We start from the raw sequence: 25316 nt of genomic DNA on the forward strand, positions 1-25316 counted from the left end.
TATTATTACAATCATGTTCTTTATTCAATATGTTAAGATATTTGTTTATCCTACGAGATAAACGCTGAAGACTAGAAGCGAAAGCCGATAGTCAGCAGCTATAACTTAAGGTGGTTATAGCGATGGGGCTCACCTCTTACCATTCCGAACAGAGAAGTTAAGCCCATTTGCGCCGATGGTACTACATTTGTGGGAGAGTAGGTCGTTGCCTTTTTTGAATCCTCAACATTTATTTGTTGAGGATTTTTTTTGCAATTAACTCAACAACTACTGTTAGAGTACATATCTATTCTTTTTTTATTGTATTTGCCTAATTGGGGTTGTTTTTGAGGATAACTAATTTTTTTATTCTAATAAATATTGGCACATTTGTGAGAGGCTTCTTCGAACGTGTTTAAATAAAAACTAGAGCCATAGCATAGTTAAATAACCCTGAATAATATTTTAATGAATAATAGGCGTTTTATTAAATTCACTCTTTTTGTATTAATTATTGGATATTCAAATCTATATTATGGGCAATCCTACAAAATAGCTTGTTTAAATGACTATCCCCCATATTCATCTATAAATGAGCAAGGCAAGGCTACTGGCTTTTTAATAGATTGGTGGAATCTTTGGAGTGCCAAAGTGGGTATTGATATTACATTTATCCCAGGAAATACAGAGGACTGTATTAGTCGTTTGAATACCAATAAGGTGGATGTCATTGCTGGTGCATTCTTTAGTGAAGAGCTGAATAAAGACTATGATTTTGGTGATCAAATTTTAAGTACACAAGCCATACTTTGCATTAAAAAGGATTTGGATCCTGCAAGTATAGACAGTATTGGTTTTTTAGTGAGTATTGTAAAAAATGGATATACAGGTAATTATCTTGAAGAAAATCATCCAAGTTTAGAACTTGATTTGCTTAATTCTAATAGAGAATTATATAGTGCAGTAGAGCAACAAAACATTGATGCGTTTGTCTATATAACACCAGAGGCTGTTCTTGATTTGGTGAAGGTTACTATTCCTGATGGTTATAAGCAATTTGAAGTATTATATTCCAATAACCTTAGACCTATGGTCAAAAAAGGGAATAAAAAAATATTGGCGGATATTATGAAAGGCTCAGAGGCTATGTCAAAGGAGGATTTACTTGAAGTGGCCACAAAATGGAATGTGTTTAAGGATAAAGTTACGGTTGATAGGACCTTATTATATGTTATCATTGGTATAATTGCTTTACTGGCGTTCGGCGTATTGTTATTTATAAAGCGTATCTTAAATAAGAAGAATAGTTTAGCTCGAAGAGTTTTTAATTTAGAAGAAGAAATTAGTAAGGGCGAATCAGACTTTTTAGAATTTAAATCGTCTTTACGATGGGATTATCATAAAAATGTTAAAAACAAGGTATTGGAATTGGTGGTTGCAAAAACGATATCTGCATTTTTGAATTCGGATGGTGGGATACTTCTTATTGGAGTGAATGATGATGGAACTATTCTTGGTCTAGAAAATGATTATAATACATTAAGTAAAGCTAACCAAGATGGGTTTGTCTTGACTCTTACAACAGTTATAAATAATAGTCTGGGCAAGCAATCCCATAAGTATATTAGTATTAAAATAGTTAAGTTAGGAGAAAAGGATGTTTGTGTGATAAAAATTGAAAAGAGTAAGACGCCAGTATTTTTAGTTAAAGGAGAAAAAGAAGAATTTTTCATAAGAGCATCAGCATCCTCTCAACCGCTAGGACTTAAAGATACCATGGCGTACATTAAATCCCATTGGCAATCTGAAAAATAATCGGACCAAAGTCACTAAAACAAAAAATCCCGAAAACAAATGTTTCGGGATTTTTTTGTGGTACCTCCAGGAATCGAACCAGGGACACAAGGATTTTCAGTCCTTTGCTCTACCAACTGAGCTAAGGTACCTCGCCAAAGCGGTTGCAAATATATATTCATTTTTACTATTCGCCAAATGAAACCGTTAAAAAATCCTTTTTATTTTTTTAATTTCTAATTTGAAATTTATAATTAATTTGTTCTTAATAATATAGGCATATTTGGAATAATTATTGTTACTCGTTTTGTAAATTTGATATTTAAAAGGGAATGAATTTAATTATAGATGTTGGTAATTCTTTTGTGAAACTTGCTGTTTTTAATAATGGTAAATTGGCGCACAATGAGACTGTTGAACCAGAATATATTTTGAAACATGTTCAAGTTTTAAAGCAGAATTATTCTGATATCGAAAAAGCTATTATCTCATCTGTAGGAAAGCTTAAGCGAGCAGATTTAGAAATTATTAAGAAGGATTTCGATTTACTTGAACTTGATACCCAAACGAACCTCCCTTTTAAAAATTTATATAAAACACCAAAAACTTTAGGTGTTGATAGAATGGCCTTGGTTGCCGCTTCAGTGAAAACATATTCGAGCAAAAATGTTCTCATTATCGACTCAGGAACATGTATGACTTTTGATTTTGTAAATAGCGAAAATCATTACTTAGGGGGAGCAATTTCACCGGGATTAAATATGAGATATCGGTCGTTGAATAATTTAACCGCAAATTTACCGTTATTAGAGGCAACTTTGCCAGATAGTGTTATTGGAAATTCAACTGAAGAATCCATACATTCTGGTGTTGTAAATGGTATTTTAAATGAAATAACCGGAGCTATAGAAATGTATAAATTGAAATATTCAGATTTAACAGTTATTTTAACAGGTGGTGATGCCAAATTCTTGTCTAAACAATTAAAAAGTAGCATATTTGCCAATCCTAATTTTCTTTTAGAAGGATTGGACTATATTTTACAATTTAACACAAACGAATGATTAAAAAACTTGTACTAGTTTTAATTGCATTAGTGGCAATTCAAAGTTATAGTCAAGAGGCAACGGCCTCACCTTATTCTTTTTATGGTATTGGAAGTCTAAATTTTAAGGGTACTGTCGAAAATAGAAGTATGGGAGGTTTAAGTATTTATACAGATAGTATACATGTAAATTTACGTAACCCAGCTTCATATGGAGGTGATAATTTGGCTATGTGGGGTGGTGAATCTAGACCGGTAACCTATACCATGGGTGGGAGTTTTAAGAAAACGGATTTAAAGAGTGAAACAAGTAAAGGAAAAGCGCAATCTACAACCTTTAACTATTTAGCCATGTCTATTCCTCTTGGGAAATTAGGTTTTGGAATTGGTATTATGCCTTATACTTCTGTAGGTTACAGGTTGGAGTCCTTAAATGATGATGGAGATATTGCAAATAAATTTAATGGAGAAGGCGGTTTGAATCGTGTATTCTTGGGTACAGGTTATCAGGTTACTAAGGGATTATCTCTTGGCGTGGATTTTCAATACAATTTTGGAAATATCCAAAATAATGTTGTCTCATTTCAATATGACGATGGTGTTCCGGTGCAATACCAGTCTAGAGAAATTAATCGATCAGACTTGAGTGGTTTTACTATGAATTTTGGAGTGTCATTCAAAAGAAAACTAAACGAAAGACTGGAGCTGGTAACAGGGGCAACTTATTCGCCCGAAGCGACATTGGTTTCTGCTAACGAACGCGTTTTTTCTGCTATAACCATTAATCAGACTACGGGTAGAGAAATACCTGTAAATACGGTTACTGCAGATTTGGATGCCTTAGGTTTGGCAAAAACAGATTTAATAATACCTTCAAAATTCACTTTTGGACTTGGTATTGGACAGGTTAGAAATTGGTTTATAGGTGCAGAATACTTATTTCAGGAATCAAGTAAATTTTCAAATGTGCTATACAGTACTAATATTACAGCTTATGAAGATGCATCTACATTCTCTGTTGGCGGGTTCTTTATTCCGCAATATAATTCGTTCTCAAGTTATTTTAAAAGAGCGGTTTATAGGGCTGGGGTGCGTCTTGAAAAAACAGGTTTAAAAATTAATGATGAGTCTATAAAAGAGTTTGGCATATCTTTTGGAGTAGGATTACCGATTGGAGATACAAGATTGTTATCAAACGCAAATATTGGTTTCGAATTCGGACAACGTGGAACGACAAAGAACAATTTAATTCAAGAGAATTTTATAAATATTCAATTAAGCTTATCTTTGAACGATAGATGGTTTCAGAAAAGAAAATTTCAATAAAAAGTACAACACTATTATTATGAAAACAAAAATTACATTATTGGTATTATTATTTATGGGGATAAATGTTGGTTTTGCTCAACAAGATGAAGAATGTCTTACCAAACTTTCAATATTCCATGAGTATACAAAAGCTAAGAATTATGATGCGGCATACGAACCTTGGATGGCTGTGAGAAATAAATGTCCAAAGTTTAATAATGCTATTTATGTTGATGGAGAAAAAATATTAAATCATAAAATAAAGAATTCGGAAGGAGCTGAAAAAACTGCTTTTATTAATGATTTGATTAAGTTATGGGATGTGCGTGGAGAACATTTTCCTAGTAAAACTCCTAAAGGAGAATACTTAGCAAAAGGTTGTCAGTTAAAATATGATAACAGGGATGCTCTTGGATTATCTAAAGATGAATTATATGTGTGCTTTGATGAGGCCTACCATATGGACAAGGATTCTTTTACTAATCCTAAAAGTTTGTATACGTATTTTTCTTTAATGGTTGATTTATTTGATGAAGGAAAGAAGCCTGCCAAAGATTTGTTTAATAAGTATGATGATATTGTTGAGAAGGTTGAAGATGAAGTTAAAAATTATTCTGAAAAACTAAATAAGCTTATTGAAAAAGAAGATGGAGGAACAGCATTAACTAAAAAAGAAAATAGTTACAAGAAGTATTATTCGAGTTATTTGAAGGCTTACGATCAGATTTCTGGAAGTATAGATCAAAAATTAGGGGACAGAGCAAACTGTGAAAACTTGATTCCTTTATATCAAAAAGACTTTGAAGAAAATAAAAACGATGCCGTTTGGTTACAAAGAGCTGCTGGTAAAATGTCTGAAAAGGAATGTACTGATGATCCATTATTCTTTAAGTTAGTAAATGCATATCATGAGTTGAGTCCTTCGGCAAATTCAGCTTATTATTTAGGTTTATTAAAAGATAAAGAAAACAAACCTAATGAAGCGATTAAGTTTTACGAGCAGGCAATTAGTTTAGAAACCGATAATTTCAAGAAATCTAAACTATACTACAGAATTGCTACTAAAATGAAAGCGAAGCGTAGCTACGGTAAGGCTAGAAACTATTACAGACAAGCTTTAAAACTTAACCCTTCAAATGGTAGACCATATATAGCAATTGCTGCCATGTATGCGGCTAGTGCTAACAATTGTGGAGATACTAATTTCGATAAAAGAGCGGTATATTGGTTAGCAGCAAGTGAAGCGAACAAAGCGGCTCGTGTTGATCCTACAATGAAGAAAGCAGCGGCACAATCATCTGCTAACTATAAGGCTAAGGCGCCTTCAAAAGCTGAAATATTTAGTTCGGGAAGAGCTGGCCAAACCATTAAAATTGGTTGTTGGATCGGAGCTTCGGTTACAGTGCCAAGTATTTAATGAGAATAAAATATATATATAGTATTAAAAACATAGTCACCGTTGTTGCGGTGACTATGTTTTTTTCATGTAATGACAGTTTTAAGCAAGTCCAAAAGATTGGAATATCGGAGAATGAACCCATAGGAGTTGATTATGAGCTTAATTTAAAATATACAGATTCGGGTAGAGTTACTGCAAACCTATTGAGCACTAAAGCTTTGGATTATACAAATAGAGATTTTCCGTTTAGGGAGTTTGTGGATGGCGTAACCCTTTATGTTTATGATAAAGAAAATAAAAAAAGTACGGTATTAGCAGATTATGCAATTGTTTATACCAAAAATAATTTAATTGATTTACAAAATAATGTTGTTATTACTACTAGTGATGGTAGTGTTTTAAAAACAGATCAATTATATTATGATCAAAAAAAAGAATGGCTTTACACTAATTATCCTGTATCTTTTCAAACCAAGCAGGATATTATTAATGGCAACGGTTTTGACTCGAATTCAAAATTCACAAATGCCGAAGTACTTGAGGTAACAGGTATAATTACTTTAGAGGATTAATTTTTCTTTTTAAAAACCATCTTTTCAATTTTAAGTATCTTTACATTCTAATTAAATTTCAATAATGAAGTATTCTAAAATTTTTCAATATGCCTATTTGGTTTTTGCTGTTTTGTTCACCTACGACGGTATTTCAAAATGGGGTAATGGTACTAATGGCGCATATATATCTTTAGGATTAGCAGGGTTAGCTGTTTTTATGTATTTCTTTAGAAGAAAATTCAGTAAGAAATTTGGAAACAAAAGTAACTCCTAGTTAATGAGTATTTATGTAATTATTATAATTGCATCTTTAATTCTTTCTGCTTTTTTCTCGGGAATGGAAATAGCTTATGTGTCATCTAACAAGATACATATTGAAATAGAGAAAAAGCAAGATGGTTTGTTGGCTAAAGCTTTAACAAGACTTACTGCAAAACCTTCAAAGTTTATAACCACAATGCTAATAGGTAATAATATAGCTCTGGTTATTTATGGGTTTTTTATGGGAGATTTACTAATAACTTGGTTTCAATCTTTATTGCCCACTCCATATAGTTTTGTTGATTACTTATTAACAGATTGGAGTTTATTGTCGCAAACAGTCATTTCTACATTTATAATTCTTATTACAGCAGAGTTTTTACCGAAAGTTTTTTTTCAAATTTATTCAAACACGTTGATTAAGGCACTAGCTATACCGGCATATATCTTTTATGTTCTTTTTACGTTTATATCAGATTTTGTGATTTGGATTTCAGATTTTGTTCTTAGGGTTTTTTTTAAAACCGAAGGTGATCAAATACAATTGGCATTTACAAAAGTTGAGTTGGGTAATTACATTAGTGAACAAATGGAGGCTGTAGAGGCCCATGAAGACGTAGATAGTGAGATTCAAATATTTCAAAATGCACTTGAGTTTTCTGAGGTAAAAGCTAGAGAAGTTATGGTGCCCCGTACCGAAATTATCGGAGTGGAAATTAATGATTCCATAAAGTCTTTGAATACGTTATTTACTGAAACAGGAAGAACCAAAATAATAGTTTATCAAGATAATATTGATGATATTTTGGGGTATGTACATTCTTTTGAGTTATTTAAAAAAGCGAATAGTATAAAAGCTATGTTAACACCTGTAGAATTTGTTCCAGAGACCGTACTTATTAAAGATGTTCTAAATGTATTAACAAAAAAAAGAAGAAGTATTGCTGTTGTTTTGGATGAATATGGAGGAACCTCAGGCATCATGACTGTTGAAGACATCGTAGAGGAACTTTTTGGTGAAATTGAAGATGAGCACGATTCTGTAGATTTAATTGAAGAGGTTATTGATGAGGAGGTGTATAAATTTTCGGCGCGACTAGAAGTAGACTATATTAATGAAACTTATAAGATAGAACTCCCAGAAAGTGAGAATTATGAAACCCTAGGAGGACTTATTGTTAACCATGCCGAGGAGATCCCCACTCAAAACGATATTGTTAAAATGGATTCGTTTCAGTTTACCATTTTAGAAGTATCAAATACTAAAATAGACTTGGTAGAACTTAAAGTTTTGAAGGAAGATTAAAATCCTATAATCTCCTTTTATTATTGGATAGAAATTGGTATTTTCGCGCACGATATTTTCGTCAAATTAGTAAAATTGACACCAACTTAACAAGCAATCTTCAATAAATTGGAGTTTTAAAAATTAAATTTTCAAATGGCAGTTTTAAATAAAATAAGACAACGTTCCCTATTCTTAATTCTAATTATAGCCTTAGCGTTATTTTCTTTTGTGTTAGCAGACCTGTTTAGAAACAGTGATGCACTTACGTCAAAATCACAAAACATTGTAGCAACAATTAATGGAAAGGATATTAGTCGTGAAGACTTTTTACAAAAGGTAGAGGTCATGCAAAGACAATTAGGGCCAAATTCTACTAACACACAAGTGATGAATCGCGTGTGGGAACAGGAGGTAAGACAGGCTGTAATGGATACGCAATTTGAAGAACTTGGGATTTCTGTTGAGAAAGACCAGATGAGAGATTTGTTAAGAACGGCGTTAGCAACTAGTCCAGAATTTTTAAATGAAGCTGGATTATTTGATGAGAATAAATTAAATGAGTATATCGCTAATTTAAAAGAGACATCTCCAGAAGGATTTCAAAGTTGGGTTAATTATGAAAAGCAATTAGCTTCAAACGCCTTAAGTCAAAACTACTTTAATATGGTAAAGGCTGGATTAACGGGTACTTTATCTGAAGGTGAGCTAGAGCATAAGCTTGAAGGGAATAAAGTTGATATTAGATATGTGCAAGTAGCGTATTCTTCAATAGCCGATAGTATTGTTGAAGTATCTAAGTCAGATATCTCGAATTATATTAAGGAAAATAAAAGCCAATTTGAGATTGAAGCATCAAGAGACATTCGTTTTGTTGAGTTTAAAGAAGTGGCTTCTATTGAAGATGAAAATGCGATTAAGGCGGAACTTAATACTTACTTGAATGGTCAGTTAGTTGACACGAGAGGTAGAAAAGATACTATTGTTGCATTTGCTCAGGTAAAAAATAATGAAGATTATATTAATGCAGTAGCCGCTTCAGACATAAAATTTAGTGATGAAAGGTTTGTTTTTAAATCAAGCTTACCTACGGAGTTTGCAGATGATATTTATAATTTAAATGAAGGAGATGTTTTTGGTCCCTTTAAGCATGATGGGTATTTTAAGCTGTCTAAGATAGTAGCAGTAAAACAAATTCCAGATTCAGTCAAAGTAAGACATATTTTATTGCCATTTGTTGGCTCGCAAAGCGCAGCACAAGATATAACCCAAACCGAAGTTGAAGCTAAAGCAATGGCTGATAGTTTATTGGCGGTTTTAAAAGGAAATCGAGCTAAGTTTCCTGAATTTGTTAAAGAATTCTCCTCAGATCAGGGTAGTGTTGCTAAAGAAGGACGTTATGATTGGCATCCATATAATACCATGGTTCCAGAATTTAATGATTTTGAATTTGAAGGAAAAACAGGAGATATTGGAGTTGTAAAAACGATTTTTGGTTTTCATATTATTGAGATTGAAGGACAAAAAGATAAGAAGAAAGCTGTTCAAGTAGGTACTATTGCTAGAAAGATTGAGCCTTCTGAAGCTACCAGCGATAGAGTATTCAGAGATGCATCTAATTTTGAGATTAATGCAGGAAAAGGAGATTTTGAATCTATTGCAACAGAAAAGGACTATACAGTTAGACCAGTTAATGGTATTAAAGTATTGGATGAGAGCATTCCTGGTGTTGGAAACCAAAGACCTATAGTACGTTGGACCTTTGAAGAAGAAAGTGAAATAGGAGATATTAAACGTTTTAATGTTCCTGAAGGCTATGTAATTGCTCAGTTAGTTGCAAAGCATAAAGAGGGGCTTATGTCTGTTGAAGATGCTAGTGCGAAGGTTTTACCAGTAATAAGAAAAGAAAAGAAAGCAGAACTTATTAGAAATAGAGTGTCAGCTACAACTCTAGATGATTTGGCCGCTGCTGAAAATACGACCGTGAGAACGGCGACAGGAATAAATATGAAAAGCCCAACAATTTCTGGAGCAGGAAGAGAGCCTATAGTTGTTGGTTCGGCATTTGGTTTAAGTGAGGGTGAAACTTCAGGATTGATTGATGGCGAAAAAGGTGTTTATATGGTTGAAGTAACTAAAGTTACACCAGCAGTGGAACTTGACAATTATCAGGCTGCTGCCAATAGAGTGGAACAACAAAAGTCAAGTGTTGTTAACTCAAAGCTTTATAATGCTTTAAAATCTGCTGCAGATATTGAAGATAATAGAGCTAAGACTCAAATTCAATAAAACCTATACAACATAAAATTAAGAAAGCGCCTTCAATATTTGAGGCGCTTTTTTTATATCATTTAAGATTATTATTTAATAAAAACTGTTGATAACTTAACTGTAAGTTTTCTATCAAAAATCCTACTTTTGTAAGGATAAAAGATAATATTATGTCTGATACAATAGAAAGAGTAAAATGCCTTATTATAGGCTCTGGTCCTGCAGGTTATACCGCTGCGATATATGCAGCAAGAGCCAATATGAATCCTGTTTTATATCAAGGAACTCAACCAGGAGGCCAGTTAACAACAACAAATGAGGTGGAGAACTTTCCAGGTTACCCAGAAGGGGTAACAGGACCTGAAATGATGATGCAATTGCAAGCTCAAGCGCAACGCTTTGAAGCTGATATTCGGGATGGTTGGGTTACTAAAGTAGATTTTTCTGGAGACCTACATAAGGTATGGGTTAATGATACTAAGGAGATTCACGCAGATACAGTCATTATTTCTACAGGTGCCTCGGCTAAGTATTTAGGAATAGATTCTGAACAAAAGTACTTGAAATTAGGAGGAGGTGTTTCAGCTTGTGCTGTATGTGATGGTTTCTTTTATAGAAATCAAGAAGTTGTAATTGTTGGAGCAGGAGACTCTGCATGTGAAGAGGCACATTATTTATCTAAACTTTGTAAAAAAGTAACGATGCTTGTTCGTCGAGACGAGTTCAGAGCATCTAAAATAATGGCTGCGAGGGTCAAGAATACAGACAATATTGAAATTTTGTTTAATACCGAAACTGATGAAGTTTTAGGAGATGGGCAAGTTGTGACAGGAGTTAGAGTTTTTAATAACCAAACAAATGAAAAACAAGAGATTCCGGCAACAGGATTTTTTGTAGCTATTGGTCATAAACCTAACACTGACATATTTAAAAGCTTTTTAGATTTAGATGAGACAGGATACATTGTAAATGTTCCAGGAAGTTCTAAAACCAATGTAGAAGGTGTATTTGTTTCTGGCGATGCTGCAGACCATGTATACAGGCAAGCAGTAACAGCAGCAGGTACAGGTTGTATGGCAGCCTTAGATGCCGAACGTTATTTAGCGGCTAAAGATTCTTCATTTGAAGTGTCAACATCAAGTTATAATTAAGTATTATTTATGTTTTAAGCGGACCCTAAAAACGGTAAGCCATTAATAATAATGATGAATAAAACCAGAACATGTATTTGTTCTGGTTTTTTGTTTTAAAAATCTGTACCATAGCTTTTGAATTTTATTAAAATTCACTTTCTTTGAAATTGAAATTTTAAACGGGATGTGGCGCAGTCCGGTTAGCGTACACGGCTGGGGGCCGTGTGGTCGCAGGTTCAAATCCTGTCATCCCGACGAAATGAGAACTTCTGGTACCCTTATATAGTACTCTTTCCCTAATAAATATGCCGTTATTGTTAATTGCAATAATGGCTTGGGTGGTTATCTAAGTCCTGTTATTTCGATTTAGTAAAATAATCAGTTTTATTCTACACTTTTTTTTAACGAACCATATCCATATAAGGAACCACGGTTTTAAATCCTTTTTTTACAAAATAGTTGGTAGGGTTAGTTTTAGATACTGCTAATACGAAATCGCCACCCCAGGCTCCAAGACTCTTTACAGAGCCTTCAAAATCTTCGAAATAAAGGTTTCTTACTGTTGTCTGATTCGTAATCTCAGAAATGATGCTTTCATGTTGTGTTATTAAACCTTGGAAATCTTCAATAGTTTTAGACTTAATCATTTTTGAAGTTAACTTACTAATCATTTCTATTAAAGACTCGATATTTTTTTTGTTTAACTTATAACGCTTTATGCCATCTCTACTATTTTGTTTTTTGTTTAAGTGAACAAAATATAAATGATTTTTAAAAATAGGATTAAAATTAACAGCATGGACAACTACTGCGTTATTTCTAATCTGATAGATTATCGGTGTATCATTCTGCGCGCAGGCAATATCATAGCCACTACCTCCAAAGGTTTTTTTTAAAAGCTTGTATGGGTCAATATTTGCCCATTGTGCTATATTGTTTATTAAGGTAGACGAAGTGCCTAAACCCCAGTTTGTTGGAAAATCTAAAGTTGTAGTAATTTTGTATCCCTTCTCTCCTTCAAGAAACATAGGATTTAAAGTCTTTACGGTATTTAATATTTGAACAAGTCTTTGAGAGGTTTCATTCGTGTCAAAACTTTCAACAGAATGATTTTTTATCTCAAATTCACATTGAAACCAAGTGGTTCCATTATGGTTCATGCTTTCCCAATATAGCTTATTTTCATCAATAGACTCAATAGTTAAAGATTGCCCATATTTAGTAGGAATTGCTAAAGACAATGCGCCATCGAGTACGACGTATTCTCCTGAAATTAGAAGTTTCCCATTACTGTAAAATGTTTTATTCATCCAGAAGTCCTTAGGTTATTTAAAGCTTCAGAAACAGCAGTGTGCGAAATTGTATTACTCTTAAAATATGTTGTTAAAATTTCTTTTTCTGCATCAGATGCTTCGAATTGATTTAAAATATTCATGAGATGCATTTTCATATGGCCTTGCTGAATACCAGTAGTAGTTAACGAACGTAAGGCCGCGAAATTTTGAGCTAGTCCTGCCACAGCAACTATTTGCATAAGTTCTTTTGCCGATGGTTTGTGTAGCATTTCTAGAGATAATTTTACTAGAGGATGTAAACCCGTTAATCCACCAACAGTACCAAGTGCTAGTGGGATTTCAATCCAAAACGTAAAAATACCATCTTCAATCTTAGCGTGCGATAAACTGCTATATTTTCCTTCGCGCGATGCATAGGCATGTACACCCGCTTCAACTGCTCTAAAGTCGTTTCCTGTGGCTAAAATCACAGCATCAATACCGTTCATAACCCCTTTGTTATGTGTTACAGCACGGTAAGGTTCAACTTCAGCAATTTTAACAGCTTCAATAAATTTATTAGCAAAGGCTTCACCTGAAATAGAATTATTTTCTTTTAAATCTTCAATCTTGCAACTTACTTCAGCTCGCACTAAACAATCGGGAACATAATTTGATAAAATACTCATTATGATGTCTATTTGTTTCTCATCATCAGTAAACAAATCAAAAACTAAAGCCTCTGCTTTAAGCGTTTTTGCAAATTGTTCTAAACAAGAATTTATAAAATTGGCGCCCATGGCATCTAAGGTTTCAAAAGATGCATGAAGTTGGTAGTAGTTTTTTAAATCGGTAGTTTTATCACGAAGCTCAATGTCTATAATACCACCACCTCGTTTGTTCATATTTTTGGTGATATCAACAGAATCTTCAATAAGTTTTGGTTTGACAGTATTAAAGAATTTTTTCAACTTATTAGTATCTCCAGAATATTTAAAATGAACTTGTCCAATTTTGGTCGTCGAAATCACCTTGGTTCTAAAACCACCTCGATCCAGCCAAAATTTAGCAGCTTTGCTAGCTGCCGCTACTACAGAACTCTCCTCAATAGCCATGGGGATGGTAAATAGTTTGTCATTAATTAAAAAATTTGGAGCAACACCTAGGGGTAAATAGTAATTGGTTATGGTATTTTCAATAAATTCATCATGAAGCTGTTGAAGTTTCTCATCGTTGTTCCAATACTGTTTTAATATGTTTTTTGCGCTTTCTGCATTTGAAAAATAAGTATCAACTATCCAGTCAATTTTTTTTGATTTTGACAGTTTAGAAAAGCCGGCAATAGATTTACTCATAGATTTTAATTTGTAACGCAAAGATACTATCTTGGTACTAATTTGTAATGAAATCTTTTAAAAACGCGATATTTAACTGTTAATAAACGTGGTTTTTTGAAGAATTTTTAGTAATCTTGACATCGCTTTGTGAAATAAACATTTTTTTTAATGAAATACTTAAAATTCTCCTTTTTTGTTTGTCTTCTTATTACTTCACTAATTTCAGCACAGACTAAGGATATAACACTTGAAGATATTTGGAAAAACGGAACTTTTAGACAGGATTATATGGATGCTTTGCATTCCATGGCAAATGGGAAGCAGTATTCTGTATTAAATTTTGATAGAGCTAGTAGAAGTACGTCCATTGATGTTTATGATTATATGACATTAGAGAAAGTAAAGACTATTGTAAACTCTAATGATCTTGATGCTATTCCTTATTTTATTGATTATGCATTTAGTGAAAATGAGCAAAAAGTAATATTGACCGCAGATGAAGAATCCATTTACAGAAGGTCATCAAAAGGACATTATTATGTTTATGATGTGAAAACTGGAGCACTTCAATTAATTTCAGAAGATAAAATACAAGAACCTACATTTTCACCCAATGGCAATAAACTTGCCTTTGCAAAAGATAATAATTTGTTTGTTAAAGATTTAATATCTAATGAGATAACTCAAATAACATCTGATGGAGAAAAAAACAAAATAATTAATGGAATTGCCGACTGGGTTTATGAAGAAGAGTTTTCAATTGTAAAAGCTTTTGATTGGAATACAAGTAACGATAAAATTGCCTTCATCAGGTTTGACGAAACCAAAGTACCTGAATTTTCAATGGATGTTTATGGTACTGAGTTATATCAAACACAACAAGTTTTTAAGTATCCCAAGGCAGGTGAAGCCAATTCAGAAGTGTCTCTGCATGTATATGATTTAGAAAAGAAAACTTTAGAAGAGTTAAAAACCGCTGAGGTTTATCAAGATTTTTATATACCTAGAATCAAATGGACTAATGACCCCGATGTGTTAAGTGCTCAATTTATAAATAGACATCAAAACCAACTAGATCTATGGATGTTTAATACGGCTAATGATTCTTCTAGTTTAGTGCTTCAGGATACAGACAGAGCTTATGTTGAAGTAACAGATTATCTTACCTTTTTAGAAGATAACAGTTTTATATGGACTAGTGAAAAAGATGGTTATAATCATATTTATCATTATGACAAGAATGGAAAATTAATTATTCAGGTGACCAAAGGAAACTGGGAAGTGACTGATTATTATGGATTTGATGAGAAGAGTAATTCAATTTTTTACCAATCTGTAGAAAACGGATCTATTAATAGAGATGTGTTTGCAATAAAATTAAACGGACGCAACAAAAACAGGTTATCAAAAAAGGATGGTACTAACGAAGCTGATTTTAGTTCGGACTTTTCTTTTTTCATTAATACCCATTCTAGTGCTACTTCGCCAATAGCATATGCATTGCATAAAGCAAAGTCGGGAGACTTAATAAAGAAAATTAAGGATAACGAAAACGTTGCTCGGTCGATAGAGGCTTATAAGTTCTCTAAAAAAGAGTTTGGAACCATTAGTGTTAACGGAAACGATTTAAATATGTGGACCCTAAAGCCACTGGATTTTGATGAATCTAAGCAATACCCGCTGCTAATGACACAATATTCAGGTCCTGGGTCTCAAGAAGTAGCCAATCAATGGTATTCTGCTAATGATTATTGGTATCAACTTCTTGCGCAGCAAGGGGTTGTTGTGGTTTGTATAGATGGAAGAGGTACGGGGTTTAAAGGTGCTGAATTCAAAAAGGTAACTCAAAATGAATTAGGAAAATACGAAGTAGAAGATCAAATTCAAGCGGCTAAACAATTAGCGGAGCTTTCTTATATAGATACAAGTAGAATTGGAATTTGGGGTTGGAGCTATGGTGGTTTTATGAGCAGTAATTGTTTATTTCAAGGTAATGATGTGTTTTCTATGGCCATAGCGGTTGCTCCTGTTACAAGTTGGAGGTTTTATGATACCATCTATACGGAGCGATATTTAACTACACCTCAGGAAAATATAGGAGGCTACGATGATAATTCACCTTTAAGTCATGTAGATAAAATGAAGGGGGATTTTTTATTAGTGCATGGATCGGCAGATGATAATGTTCATGTGCAGAATAGTATGCGTTTAGCTGAGGCGTTGATTCAAGCTGATAAAGATTTTGAATGGGCCATTTATCCTGACAAGAATCACGGTATTTATGGCGGAAATACAAGGCTTCACTTGTTTAGAAAAATGACTAATTTTATAAGTGAGTCATTTAATCTAAATGCTGGAGATTAAAAATAACACTAACCAACAACAATATTTATGGCAAATTCAGAAACTATAAAACAAAAAGAACTGTTTGGGCATCCAGTAGGATTATATGTGCTCTTTTTTACAGAAATGTGGGAGCGCTTTTCTTACTATGGTATGCGTGCTATTTTAGTATTATATTTAGTTGCCCAGACGAATGTTGAAAATGCAGGTTTAGGTTGGACTAATGGTGATGCTTTGGCTTTATATGGTTGGTACACCATGATGGTTTATGTAATGTCAATACCAGGTGGTATCATAGCCGATAAATTTCTAGGGCAAAAAAAATCTGTACTTGTTGGTGGTGTTTTGTTGCTTTTTGGGCATAGTATATTAGCTGTTGAGCAAATGTGGGCTTTTTATACAGGATTGACTTTAATTGTATGTGGTGTTGGGATGTTAAAACCTAACATTTCGACCATGGTTGGTGGCTTGTATAAAAAGGGAGATATTCGCAGAGACAAAGGGTTTACCATATTCTATATAGGAATTAATGTAGGAGCATTTCTTTCTAGTTTAGTTGTGGGTTATGTTGGTGAGGTTTATGGATGGCACTATGGTTTTGGTCTTGCCGGAATAGGTATGGGGTTTGGTATTTTGCAATACGTTATGGGGCAGAAACATTTGGCTAATGTCGGGAATTTTCTTGGTGCTTCGCAAAATGAAGAAGAAAAAGCCTTGTTGAAAAAACCATTGAGGAAAGTTGAAAAAGATAGAGTGGTTGTGCTTCTCATCTCTTTTTTATTAGTGATTGTATTCTGGGGAGCTTTTGAACAAGCAGGAGGATTGATGAATATTTATACTATGGAAAAAACCAATAGGATGTTAATGGGCTGGCAAGTTCCTGCGTCCTGGTTTCAGTCTTTAAACGCCATGTTTATTATCTTTTTGGGGACATCAGTAGCCTTGTTTTGGGCAAATAGAAAATTAAAAGGAAAAGTGTCTACTTCTTTGTTTAAAATGATCGTTGGTCTTATTATTATGGGAACAGGATTCTTTTTTATGACGGGAGCAACAGCTCAGTTTGAGTCTACAGGAACATCAGAAATGTATTGGTTAGTATTAGCGTACTTATTTCATACTGTTGGAGAATTATGTCTTTCGCCGGTGGCATTATCATTTATAACTAAACTAGCACCAGTTAAATATGCGTCAATTATGATGGGGGTTTATTTTGCAATGACCGGTTTCGGTAGCAAACTTGCTGGTTTGTTAGGTGAGTGGTCTGAAAGCTTAGGAGAATATACAATATTTACAGGAATAGCAGTTTTTTGCGTAATTTTAGGGTCTTTGGTCCTTTTGGTACGAAAGAAATTAGAAGGTTTAACTCATGGTGTGGAGGATGAAGAGGTTGATATGCATCACGAAGAAGCAGAAGGCTTTGAATTAGCGGATAATTAAAGACAAGATACATAGAAGTCTTGTTTTTTAATGTGAGGCTTTAATTATTTTAACCATCAAAATGATTTTATGAATACTGACGTTGAAAGTTTGTTTAAAGATAAAGTACTTGGGCATCCCGCTGGATTATTTGTGTTATTTTTTACGGAAATGTGGGAGCGATTTTCCTATTATGGAATGCGCGCATTGCTAGTTTTATTTTTTACTGCGTCATTGTTAGATGACGGTTGGGGATGGCCACAGGAGTGGGCGTTTGCTATATTTGGAACATATACATCGTTAGTTTACTTGTCTACTATGGTTGGGGGGTATTTTGCAGACAATGTTATTGGTATAAGAAAGGCCGTGGTCATTGGTGCTTTACTAATGACTTTGGGACACGCCTGTATGGCGGTAGAAACATCATTTTTCATCTATTCCGGATTGGCTTTACTTGTTATTGGAAGCGGATTTTTTAAGCCAAATATGACATCTATTATTTCTGAAATGTATAAAGGGAAAGAAGATAAAAAAGATGGGGCTTATACCATTTTTTATATGGGAGTAAATGCCGGTGCTTTTTTAGGAATTCTATTGTGCGGTTACCTAGGAGAGAAAATTGGATGGTCCTGGGGATTTGGCGTAGCCGGAGTATTTATGCTTTTTGGGTTATTACAGTTTTGGTATGCTCAGGGAATATTTGGAGAAATAGGAAAACAAGCTAAAAATCAGAATATTGATGTTCTAGATGAAGTTTTAGATACTGTTAATGATATTTCTGATGAAGCAGTTCGTAATCCATTCACAAATTTTCAAAAAGCACTAATTGGAATTTCATCACTATTAGGTTTGTTGTGGATTTTTAACGATCCTATTTCGAAAATATCTGAGGGCAGGTATAATGTTTTTCCATTTGAATTTTCAGGGTATTCAGGTTCTACAATTGCCATTATTGTGGCGTTTATTATTTTTATTTCTTTGTTATTAATTCGAATTCCGAGGTATACACCAGTTTTAAGGGATAGAATGTTAGCTGTTGTGTTTTTTGCTTTTGTAACGATTTTTTTCTGGGCAATATTTGAGCAATCACCAAGTTCGTTAACTGTTTTTGCAAGAGATTATACGCAGCGGACATTGGAAGGAAGTTCAGGTGTTATTTTTAAGATTGTAAATTCTTTGATGACTTTAGTGCCTTTAGGTATTATCACTTGGGTGTTATTTCTTTTGTTTAGGAAGACATTTTCAAAATATAAGTGGTCTAACATATTTTTGGCAGTAAGTTTTTTGATTATTTGGGTGATAGCAATAGGAATGTTGTTGAAAGAATTTCAAAAAGATACAGCTGAAATTCCAGCGTCTTGGTTTTCAGTATTAAACTCGTTATATATAATTACTTTGGCTCCATTATTTTCAAAATGGTGGGAAAGCAAATACAATCCAAATGCGAATATGAAGTGGGCGATTGGAATGGCATTATTGGGCTTAGGAATGGCGTGTATTGCCTTTGGTGCATCTGGTATTGAGCCAGGGGCTAAAACGGCATCAGTAAGTATTATCTGGTTGATATTAGTATATTTGTTTCACACGATGGGTGAATTATGTGTCTCACCTGTAGCTTTGTCATATGTGTCTAAATTAGTTCCGGGTCGTATGATTGCTTTTATGTTTGGTGTTTGGTACTTGGCAGTAGCCATTGGAATGAAGTTGGCTGGTGTGTTTGCAGAATCTTCTGAGGCTATTGCAAAAGAAAGCGGGATAAGTAGTTTTTTCTGGTTGTTGACAGTAGTTTCTTTAGGGTTGGCTGTTTTATCTGCAGTTTTATATCCTGTGATTAAAAAGCTCATGCATGGCGTCCGTTAATCGATTAAAAAGTTAAAAATTATTTGAAATGCTCCTAATTAGGAGCATTTTTTGTAAGTTCGGAACAAGATTTGCAACATAAAATATTATGAAAAAGTCAATATTATTATTGCTAGCAGTTGGATTTGTAGGTTTTACTGCTTTGGCTCAAGAGATAAAATGGGTAACACTCCAGGAAGCTTTAGAGCTTCAAAAGAAGTCGCCCAAGAAGATTATGATGGATGTTTATACCAACTGGTGCGGACCATGTAAGTTGTTAGATAAAAAGACATTTCATAACCCGGATGTAGCAAATTATGTTAACAAGCATTTTTATGCTGTTAAGTTTAATGGTGAGGGTAATGAGGCTATAACCTATAAGGAAAAACAGTTTGGGAATCCTGGTTTTGATCCTGCAAGAGTAAATTCAAGAAATTCTGTACATGAATTAGCACGTTATTTACAGGTCAATGCCTATCCAACCATCGTGTTTATAGATGAAAAGGCTGAGGTTATTGCACCCATTAAAGGTTATCAAACTCCACCACAGTTGGAGTTGTATTTGAAAATGTTCAATGCAGATGATCATAAAAATATAACTACGCAAGAGGAGTTTAATGCATATTATAAAGCTTTTAAATCTGAATTTAAAGGTTAGGATACTGTTCCAATGAAGAAGATAGTAATAACACTTATAATATTGGCTTTTTTTTCTTTTAATGGAGAAACTCAAGAAGTGGTATGGCATACCGATATAGAAAAAGCTCTTGATGTCGCTAAAAAAGAAAATAAAAATATGTTATTGTTTTTTACGGGCTCTGATTGGTGTGGCTGGTGCATAAGACTGCAGAAAGAAGTTTTCAAAACCTCAGATTTTGAAACATGGTCTGACAGTGTTGTTTTGGTTGAACTTGATTTTCCCAGAAAAACACCTCAGGATGATAAAATCAGAGGGCAAAACCAACAGTTACAAAGTCTGTTTAAAGTTAGAGGATATCCAACGGTTTTCTTCGTGTCTCCTGAAACAATGGCAGATGGAAGAACTAATTTAAAGAGTTTAGGTAAAACAGGTTATGTTCGTGGAGGTGCAAAAAAATGGCTTGACGTTGCTAATAATATTGTGGGAAATGATATGTAGTATAACTTAATACTTAATGATATAAGCGCCTTTTTTGCTTGTTTGATGAAAAGGAATGCGCCCGTCCTTGCAAATTTTGCTCCAACGTTCTACATATGATTTATAATTACTTCCATCAGCAATAATTTCTTTAGGTTTAATGGAATCTATTAATCTTTTAAGATTTATTTTTGGAGATTGTCTGAGCAATATATAGTCTGGTCGAAAAGATTTAACGTTGTAAATACCCGAACTATCAACGATCATAAGTTTTTCTTGATTTAATTGATAAACGGGTTTAAGTAATGTTTCTTCAATTGTATTTATATGTCTACCCATGGCGTAGTCTTTTATTAGTCTGTTTTCTGATGACGTTAAACTATCGAAGTCATGGGCGATAATTATTTTTTTAGGATTTGTTTGACCTATTAAGCTATGTCTACTTTGGTGAAATATAATAAACGTGTTAAATGGTTTGCTATGTTTTGTGTACAATAGTGTGAACTGAACAATTAATACGGCAACTAAAAGTAATTTTAAAGCATTGTAATTCTTTTTTATAAAAAATCGAATTAATGTGATTATAAAAAGGTATGAAACAAAAATATGCAATAAACTGAAAGGAATATCCTTGAAGAGAAAACTTTCCTGTTGAGAGACCCAGTTAACAAAACTATTCATGCTATCAATTATGCATCCATAAAATTCAGCCACAAACGGTGGGAGAATGTTAAAAACGGCAAGTGTAATAACCAGAATACCAAGACCTAAAATAATTCCCAGCAAGGGAATTATAACCAAATTTGAAACGAAAAATAAACTAGGAAATTGATGAAAATAATACAGACTAATTGGTAAAATGCCAAACTGCGCTGAAAGTGTAATTGTAAAAGTGTGCCATAACTTATCTAAAACCCATGTTTTGGGCTGCCAGAGTTTATATAAATAAGGGTCGATAGTTACAATAGCAAAAACGGCTAAATAGCTTAACTGAAAACCAACATCAAATAAAAATAATGGTTTAAATAACAAAATAACTAATATGCTTATAGCTAGCGTGTTGTAAATATTGGTCGGTCTATTTATGTTCATTGCTATGGCGACAATACTAAACATAGTTACAGCACGTGTAACCGAGGCAGATAAACCGGCTATGAGGGCGAAACACCACAAAAAACAAACTAGAATGATGGTTTTAATGAGCTTACCATATCTAAATTGCTCTAAGGGTTTAAAAATAAAATTAAGAATTAATAGAATAATACCAACGTGTAATCCTGAAACCGCGAGAATATGAATAGCGCCAGCATTGGTGTAACTGTTGTAAACAGTTTTAGTAATATCTTGTCGTTGCCCCAATAGAAGCGCGTTTATAATAGCTATTTCATTGGATTGAAAGTTGTAAGGTTTAAGTTTTTTATTGATATACTGACGTATATTGTTAGCTATACCTAATAGTGTTTTGTCTTTACCATCAATTTTGAAAAGTGCGTGTTGATGTATGAATAGTTGCTGATAAATGTATTCCTTTTCTAAATGTTTTTTGTAATCAAATTGATATGGGTTTAATGGGGGAATTAAGTCCTTAAATTCCGTTTTAGTAATATACACATCATCAACATATATGGGCTTTGCCAAAGAATCTTTTTCAATATTTAAAAGCGATTTTCCAGTCACATTTTCGTTATTAACTGAAATGATATCAATTATATATTTGTCATAGTAACGTCCCGATTTTAAAACCTCTCTAACTCGAAATTTAATTAGGTTTAAACTACTAGAAGGTCCTGTTAATTTTTGAGTATAGTGGTTTGAGAAACTTTTCTGATTATGAAAACTGATGGTTAAAATACCTATTGAAATCGTGGCAACGAGTCCAACTACTCCAAACCCAACGGTTTTTTTGAACTGCTTTTTAGATAGTAGTAAAAAGACAAAAAGAAGAGTGAGAAGAAGCGAGGTCAGGTAAAAGGAAACGGTTAAAGTGGGCCTAATAAAATTTCCTATCAGTATGCCTAGAACAAGGCATGTTGTTAGTTTTATAATGTTGAAATTGAGTAACTCCATACTCATGTAATATATAAAAAATCTTACAAAACACGTCTGGCCTCATGAAAAGCTTTTAACCAATAGGTTTCGTTCAAATGTGATATAATTACACCTTTACTACTTGTGGAATGAATAAATTCAATATCGTTGTTTCGAATGGCCACGATTAGCCCTACGTGATTGATGGAGTTTCTTCTATTTCCAGTTTTAAAAAATAATAAATCGCCTTGATGTACTTTTTTTAATGAGATTTTTTTGCCTTTTTTTGCCATATCCCTAGAAATCCTAGGAAGTACAACGTCATAGGTCTTAAAGGATTCATATATCAAACCAGAGCAATCCATTCCAGCTTTTGTTGTACCACCCCATTTATATCTTACGCCTTGAAACTGTTTTGCGTAATCAATGATATTAGCTTCCTTTGATTTTGCAGTTTTAGTGTTTTTTTTGGAGCCAGCATTTTTGCTTAAAGTATCCCAATCATTTTTACCGGTTTTTTGGGGTGAAGCACTAATTTCATTTGCTGTTGCATCTCGTTTTTCAATATTTTTCTTAGAAGATTTACACCCAATAAGTGTAGATAAAGTAATGAAAAGTAGTAGGATTCGTTTCATTAATTAATTTTTAATACCGTTGTATATAAGTTGTGCTGTTTTTTTGCTGGCACCTTTACCTCCTAATGCTTTCTCCAATTCAAAATAATCTAAAAACATTTGTTCTCTGGAGTTTTTATCTACAATTTTATCCAACTCTATTTTTAATTTCTTCTGATTGAAATCACTTTGAATCAGTTCGGTCACAACTTCCCTGTTCATAATCAAGTTTACTAACGAAATATACTTTAAGGTTATTATGCGCTTTGCAATGAAATAAGAAATGGAGCTCCCTTTGTAGCAAACGACTTGAGGGACTTTAAACAATGCTGTTTCTAGAGTAGCCGTCCCAGAGGTGACTAGAGCTGCTGTAGAGATGCTTAATAAATCGTAAGTTTTATTGGCAATAAATTTTACGTTACTCGATTTAATAAAGGTTTTATAGAAATCATATTCCTGACTAGGAGCACCCGCAATTACAAATTGATAATCTGGGTAATCATCAACTAAGCTGAGCATAACAGAAAGCATTTTGGTGATTTCCTGCTTTCTGCTTCCCGGAAGCAGAGCAATAATGGGTTTATTGCTTAATTTATGTTTGTCTCTAAATTTAAATTCCTCTACCTGTTTTCTATTTGCAATGGCATCAATTAAGGGATGACCTACAAAAGTGACGTTATAATTATACTTTTCATAGAATGGCTTTACAAAAGGTAATATGACATACATTCCATCAATATCTCGTTTAATGGCTTTAACTCTACTTGCTCTTGAAGCCCAAACCTGTGGCGAAATATAATAGTTAGTTTTTAAACCTGCAGCTTTAGCCCATTTTGCTATGCGCAAATTAAACCCAGAATTATCAATAAAAATAACAACGTCAGGATTGAATGATGTGATGTCGTTTTTACAAAAAGAGATGAGTTTAAAAATTTTATTAAGGTTCATGATAACTTCACTAAACCCCATGAAAGCGCGTTCTTTATAATGTTTTACTAAAGTACCTCCAGCAGATTTCATAAGATCACCACCCCAAAATCGAATATCAGCATTCTTATCTTCTTCCAATAAGGCTTTTATTAGATTTGAGCCGTGTAAATCTCCTGAAGCTTCTCCTGCCAGAATATAGTATTTCATTTTTTAAAAGAGTTTAAAAACAAAAGTAAAAACGGCAATAAAAACAGTAATTAATAGAACGCCACGAGCTCTATAATCTTGTCTTTTTTTAATGAAAATGAAGAATGCCAATAGGTTTAAAATGGCGCCTAAGCTAATTAGTTTTCCTAAAAAACCCTCTTGTGATGCCGCTTTTATAACATTCATAAAATCATCTCCTTGACCTAGTAAATTGGCAGCAAAAAAAAGGCCAATAGTATTTGCTATTAAGCCAACAAGCATGCCTATAAATATGTCTTTTTTATTCATTTAAATCCCAGGTATTTAAGTTTTTAATAAAATGATGAGCCGTTAAATCAAATTGAGTTGGTACTATAGAAACATAGCCGTTTTCCAGAGCCCATTCATCGGTGTCTTCACCACCATCTAAATTAACAAATTTTCCGGTAAGCCAGTAGTAATCCTTCCCTTGAGGTGTTTTACGTTTATCAAATTCTTCAACCCAATTGGCTTTGGCTTGTCTGCATATTTTTATTCCTTTAATAAGGCTTTTATCTATGTTTGGGATGTTTACATTTAATACAACGCCATCTGGAATACCTTGCGCCAAAGCATTCTTAGTAATTGATTTAACATATGCTTTACTAGCCTCAAAATTAGCATTCCATCCGTAATCAAGAAGCGAAAATCCAATAGCAGGAATACCCTCAATTCCAGCTTCAATTGCAGCGCTCATGGTTCCAGAATAAATAACATTTATGGATGCGTTTGAACCATGATTAATTCCAGAAACACATAGATCTGGCTTTCTGTCTAATAATTCTCTAACGGCAATTTTAACACAATCAGCAGGAGTGCCGGAGCAGCTGTATTCCTTTTGTGGTCCGTCATCAAAATAAACTTCATCGGTAAACAGCGTAGAGTCGAGGGTTATGGCATGCCCCATGCCACTTTGAGGGCTATCGGGTGCTACAACCACAACATCGCCTATTTCATTCATAGTAGAAATTAATGCTCGAATACCCGGAGCACTAATCCCATCATCATTGGTAATTAATATAAGTGGTTTTTTTGTCATTGCATGAGCTCCAATACACTCGCTAAAATACATAATTTCGTCAGTAAACACCTAATTTCTGCTGTTTAACAAAAAATTAGTAGCAATTACCAGAGTTGGCATAGTTTTTTCTTTATTTTAGTGAA

General features: G+C 33.6%; 21 protein-coding genes, 2 tRNA genes and 1 rRNA gene. 16 read left to right on the forward strand and 8 right to left on the reverse strand.

The annotated features are described in order from the left end of the window. Positions 1-106: 106 nt before the first annotated feature. Positions 107-214: ribosomal RNA gene (gene rrf, locus Q0857_RS12900) — 5S ribosomal RNA — on the forward strand. A gap of 233 nt (positions 215-447) precedes the next feature. After that, positions 448-1794: a transporter substrate-binding domain-containing protein gene (locus Q0857_RS12905; protein WP_298535943.1), complete on the forward strand. Its 1347-nt coding sequence runs from the start codon at positions 448-450 to the stop codon at positions 1792-1794. Positions 1795-1852: 58 nt separating this feature from the next. Here Q0857_RS12905 and Q0857_RS12910 read toward each other — a convergent pair. Next, a tRNA-Phe gene (locus Q0857_RS12910) sits at positions 1853-1925 on the reverse strand. A 180-nt stretch (positions 1926-2105) separates the two neighbouring features. Between Q0857_RS12910 and Q0857_RS12915 the strand changes: the two genes are divergently transcribed. The 9 genes from Q0857_RS12915 (at position 2106) to Q0857_RS12955 (ending at position 11284) form a co-directional block, all read left to right on the forward strand. Next, the gene (locus Q0857_RS12915) at positions 2106-2837 is read left to right on the forward strand and encodes a type III pantothenate kinase (protein ID WP_298535945.1); all 732 of its coding nucleotides are present in this window, start codon (positions 2106-2108) and stop codon (positions 2835-2837) included. Continuing rightward, positions 2834-4144: a hypothetical protein gene (locus Q0857_RS12920; RefSeq protein ID WP_298535947.1), complete on the forward strand. Its 1311-nt coding sequence runs from the start codon at positions 2834-2836 to the stop codon at positions 4142-4144. Before Q0857_RS12915 ends, Q0857_RS12920 begins: the two co-directional genes overlap by 4 nt. Positions 4145-4163: 19 nt before the next feature. Beyond that, the gene (locus Q0857_RS12925; protein WP_298535949.1) at positions 4164-5543 is read left to right on the forward strand and encodes a hypothetical protein; all 1380 of its coding nucleotides are present in this window, start codon (positions 4164-4166) and stop codon (positions 5541-5543) included. Continuing rightward, positions 5543-6097 (forward strand): LPS export ABC transporter periplasmic protein LptC, encoded by a 555-nt coding sequence (gene lptC / locus Q0857_RS12930; RefSeq protein ID WP_298535951.1) that lies wholly within the window; start codon positions 5543-5545, stop codon positions 6095-6097. Before Q0857_RS12925 ends, lptC begins: the two co-directional genes overlap by 1 nt. A 64-nt stretch (positions 6098-6161) precedes the next feature. Then, entirely contained in the window at positions 6162-6353 is a 192-nt protein-coding gene (locus tag Q0857_RS12935) for a hypothetical protein (RefSeq protein WP_298535953.1), read from the forward strand. 3 nt (positions 6354-6356) lie between these two features. Continuing rightward, positions 6357-7646, forward strand: a complete 1290-nt coding sequence (locus Q0857_RS12940; RefSeq protein WP_298535955.1) for a hemolysin family protein — start codon at positions 6357-6359, stop codon at positions 7644-7646. Between the two features lie 135 nt (positions 7647-7781). Then, entirely contained in the window at positions 7782-9914 is a 2133-nt protein-coding gene (locus Q0857_RS12945) for a peptidylprolyl isomerase (protein ID WP_298535957.1), read from the forward strand. A gap of 152 nt (positions 9915-10066) precedes the next feature. After that, entirely contained in the window at positions 10067-11047 is a 981-nt protein-coding gene (trxB, locus tag Q0857_RS12950) for a thioredoxin-disulfide reductase (RefSeq protein ID WP_298535959.1), read from the forward strand. Positions 11048-11209: 162 nt separating this feature from the next. Next, positions 11210-11284: transfer RNA gene (locus tag Q0857_RS12955), tRNA-Pro, on the forward strand. Positions 11285-11430: 146 nt separating this feature from the next. Here the strand turns inward: Q0857_RS12955 and Q0857_RS12960 are convergent. Beyond that, the gene (locus Q0857_RS12960; protein ID WP_298535961.1) at positions 11431-12339 is read right to left on the reverse strand and encodes a GYDIA family GHMP kinase; all 909 of its coding nucleotides are present in this window, start codon (positions 12337-12339) and stop codon (positions 11431-11433) included. Continuing rightward, a complete protein-coding gene (locus Q0857_RS12965) occupies positions 12336-13658 on the reverse strand; it encodes a hydroxymethylglutaryl-CoA reductase, degradative (protein WP_298535963.1) in 1323 nt (440 codons plus the stop codon). Before Q0857_RS12965 ends, Q0857_RS12960 begins: the two co-directional genes overlap by 4 nt. Before the next feature lie 150 nt (positions 13659-13808). Between Q0857_RS12965 and Q0857_RS12970 the strand changes: the two genes are divergently transcribed. From Q0857_RS12970 to Q0857_RS12990, 5 genes are all read left to right on the forward strand, one after another. Beyond that, positions 13809-16004, forward strand: a complete 2196-nt coding sequence (locus Q0857_RS12970) for a S9 family peptidase (RefSeq protein WP_298535965.1) — start codon at positions 13809-13811, stop codon at positions 16002-16004. A gap of 27 nt (positions 16005-16031) precedes the next feature. Then, a complete protein-coding gene (locus Q0857_RS12975; protein WP_298535967.1) occupies positions 16032-17420 on the forward strand; it encodes a peptide MFS transporter in 1389 nt (462 codons plus the stop codon). Positions 17421-17489: 69 nt separating this feature from the next. Then, on the forward strand, positions 17490-19259 hold the full coding sequence (locus Q0857_RS12980) for a peptide MFS transporter (protein ID WP_298535969.1): 1770 nt from the start codon (positions 17490-17492) through the stop codon (positions 19257-19259). Between the two features lie 88 nt (positions 19260-19347). Next, a complete protein-coding gene (locus tag Q0857_RS12985) occupies positions 19348-19896 on the forward strand; it encodes a thioredoxin fold domain-containing protein (RefSeq protein WP_298535972.1) in 549 nt (182 codons plus the stop codon). Between the two features lie 12 nt (positions 19897-19908). Beyond that, positions 19909-20376: a thioredoxin family protein gene (locus Q0857_RS12990; RefSeq protein ID WP_298535974.1), complete on the forward strand. Its 468-nt coding sequence runs from the start codon at positions 19909-19911 to the stop codon at positions 20374-20376. Positions 20377-20382: 6 nt separating this feature from the next. Here Q0857_RS12990 and Q0857_RS12995 read toward each other — a convergent pair whose 3' ends face one another. From Q0857_RS12995 to surE, 5 genes are read right to left on the reverse strand one after another with little or no spacing between them, the layout of a single operon-like run. Next, complete coding sequence (locus Q0857_RS12995) at positions 20383-22422, reverse strand: ComEC/Rec2 family competence protein (protein WP_298535976.1); 2040 nt, start codon at positions 22420-22422, stop codon at positions 20383-20385. A 23-nt stretch (positions 22423-22445) separates the two neighbouring features. Then, a complete protein-coding gene (locus tag Q0857_RS13000) occupies positions 22446-23018 on the reverse strand; it encodes a C40 family peptidase (protein WP_298535978.1) in 573 nt (190 codons plus the stop codon). A 3-nt stretch (positions 23019-23021) separates the two neighbouring features. Beyond that, a complete protein-coding gene (gene lpxB / locus Q0857_RS13005; protein ID WP_298535980.1) occupies positions 23022-24134 on the reverse strand; it encodes a lipid-A-disaccharide synthase in 1113 nt (370 codons plus the stop codon). 3 nt (positions 24135-24137) lie between these two features. Continuing rightward, positions 24138-24422, reverse strand: a complete 285-nt coding sequence (locus Q0857_RS13010; RefSeq protein ID WP_298535982.1) for a hypothetical protein — start codon at positions 24420-24422, stop codon at positions 24138-24140. After that, entirely contained in the window at positions 24415-25191 is a 777-nt protein-coding gene (surE, locus tag Q0857_RS13015) for a 5'/3'-nucleotidase SurE (RefSeq protein WP_298536742.1), read from the reverse strand. Before surE ends, Q0857_RS13010 begins: the two co-directional genes overlap by 8 nt. Positions 25192-25316 lie beyond the last annotated feature (125 nt).

This window comes from uncultured Algibacter sp., assembly GCF_947495925.1.
Lineage (GTDB): Bacteria > Bacteroidota > Bacteroidia > Flavobacteriales > Flavobacteriaceae > Algibacter_E.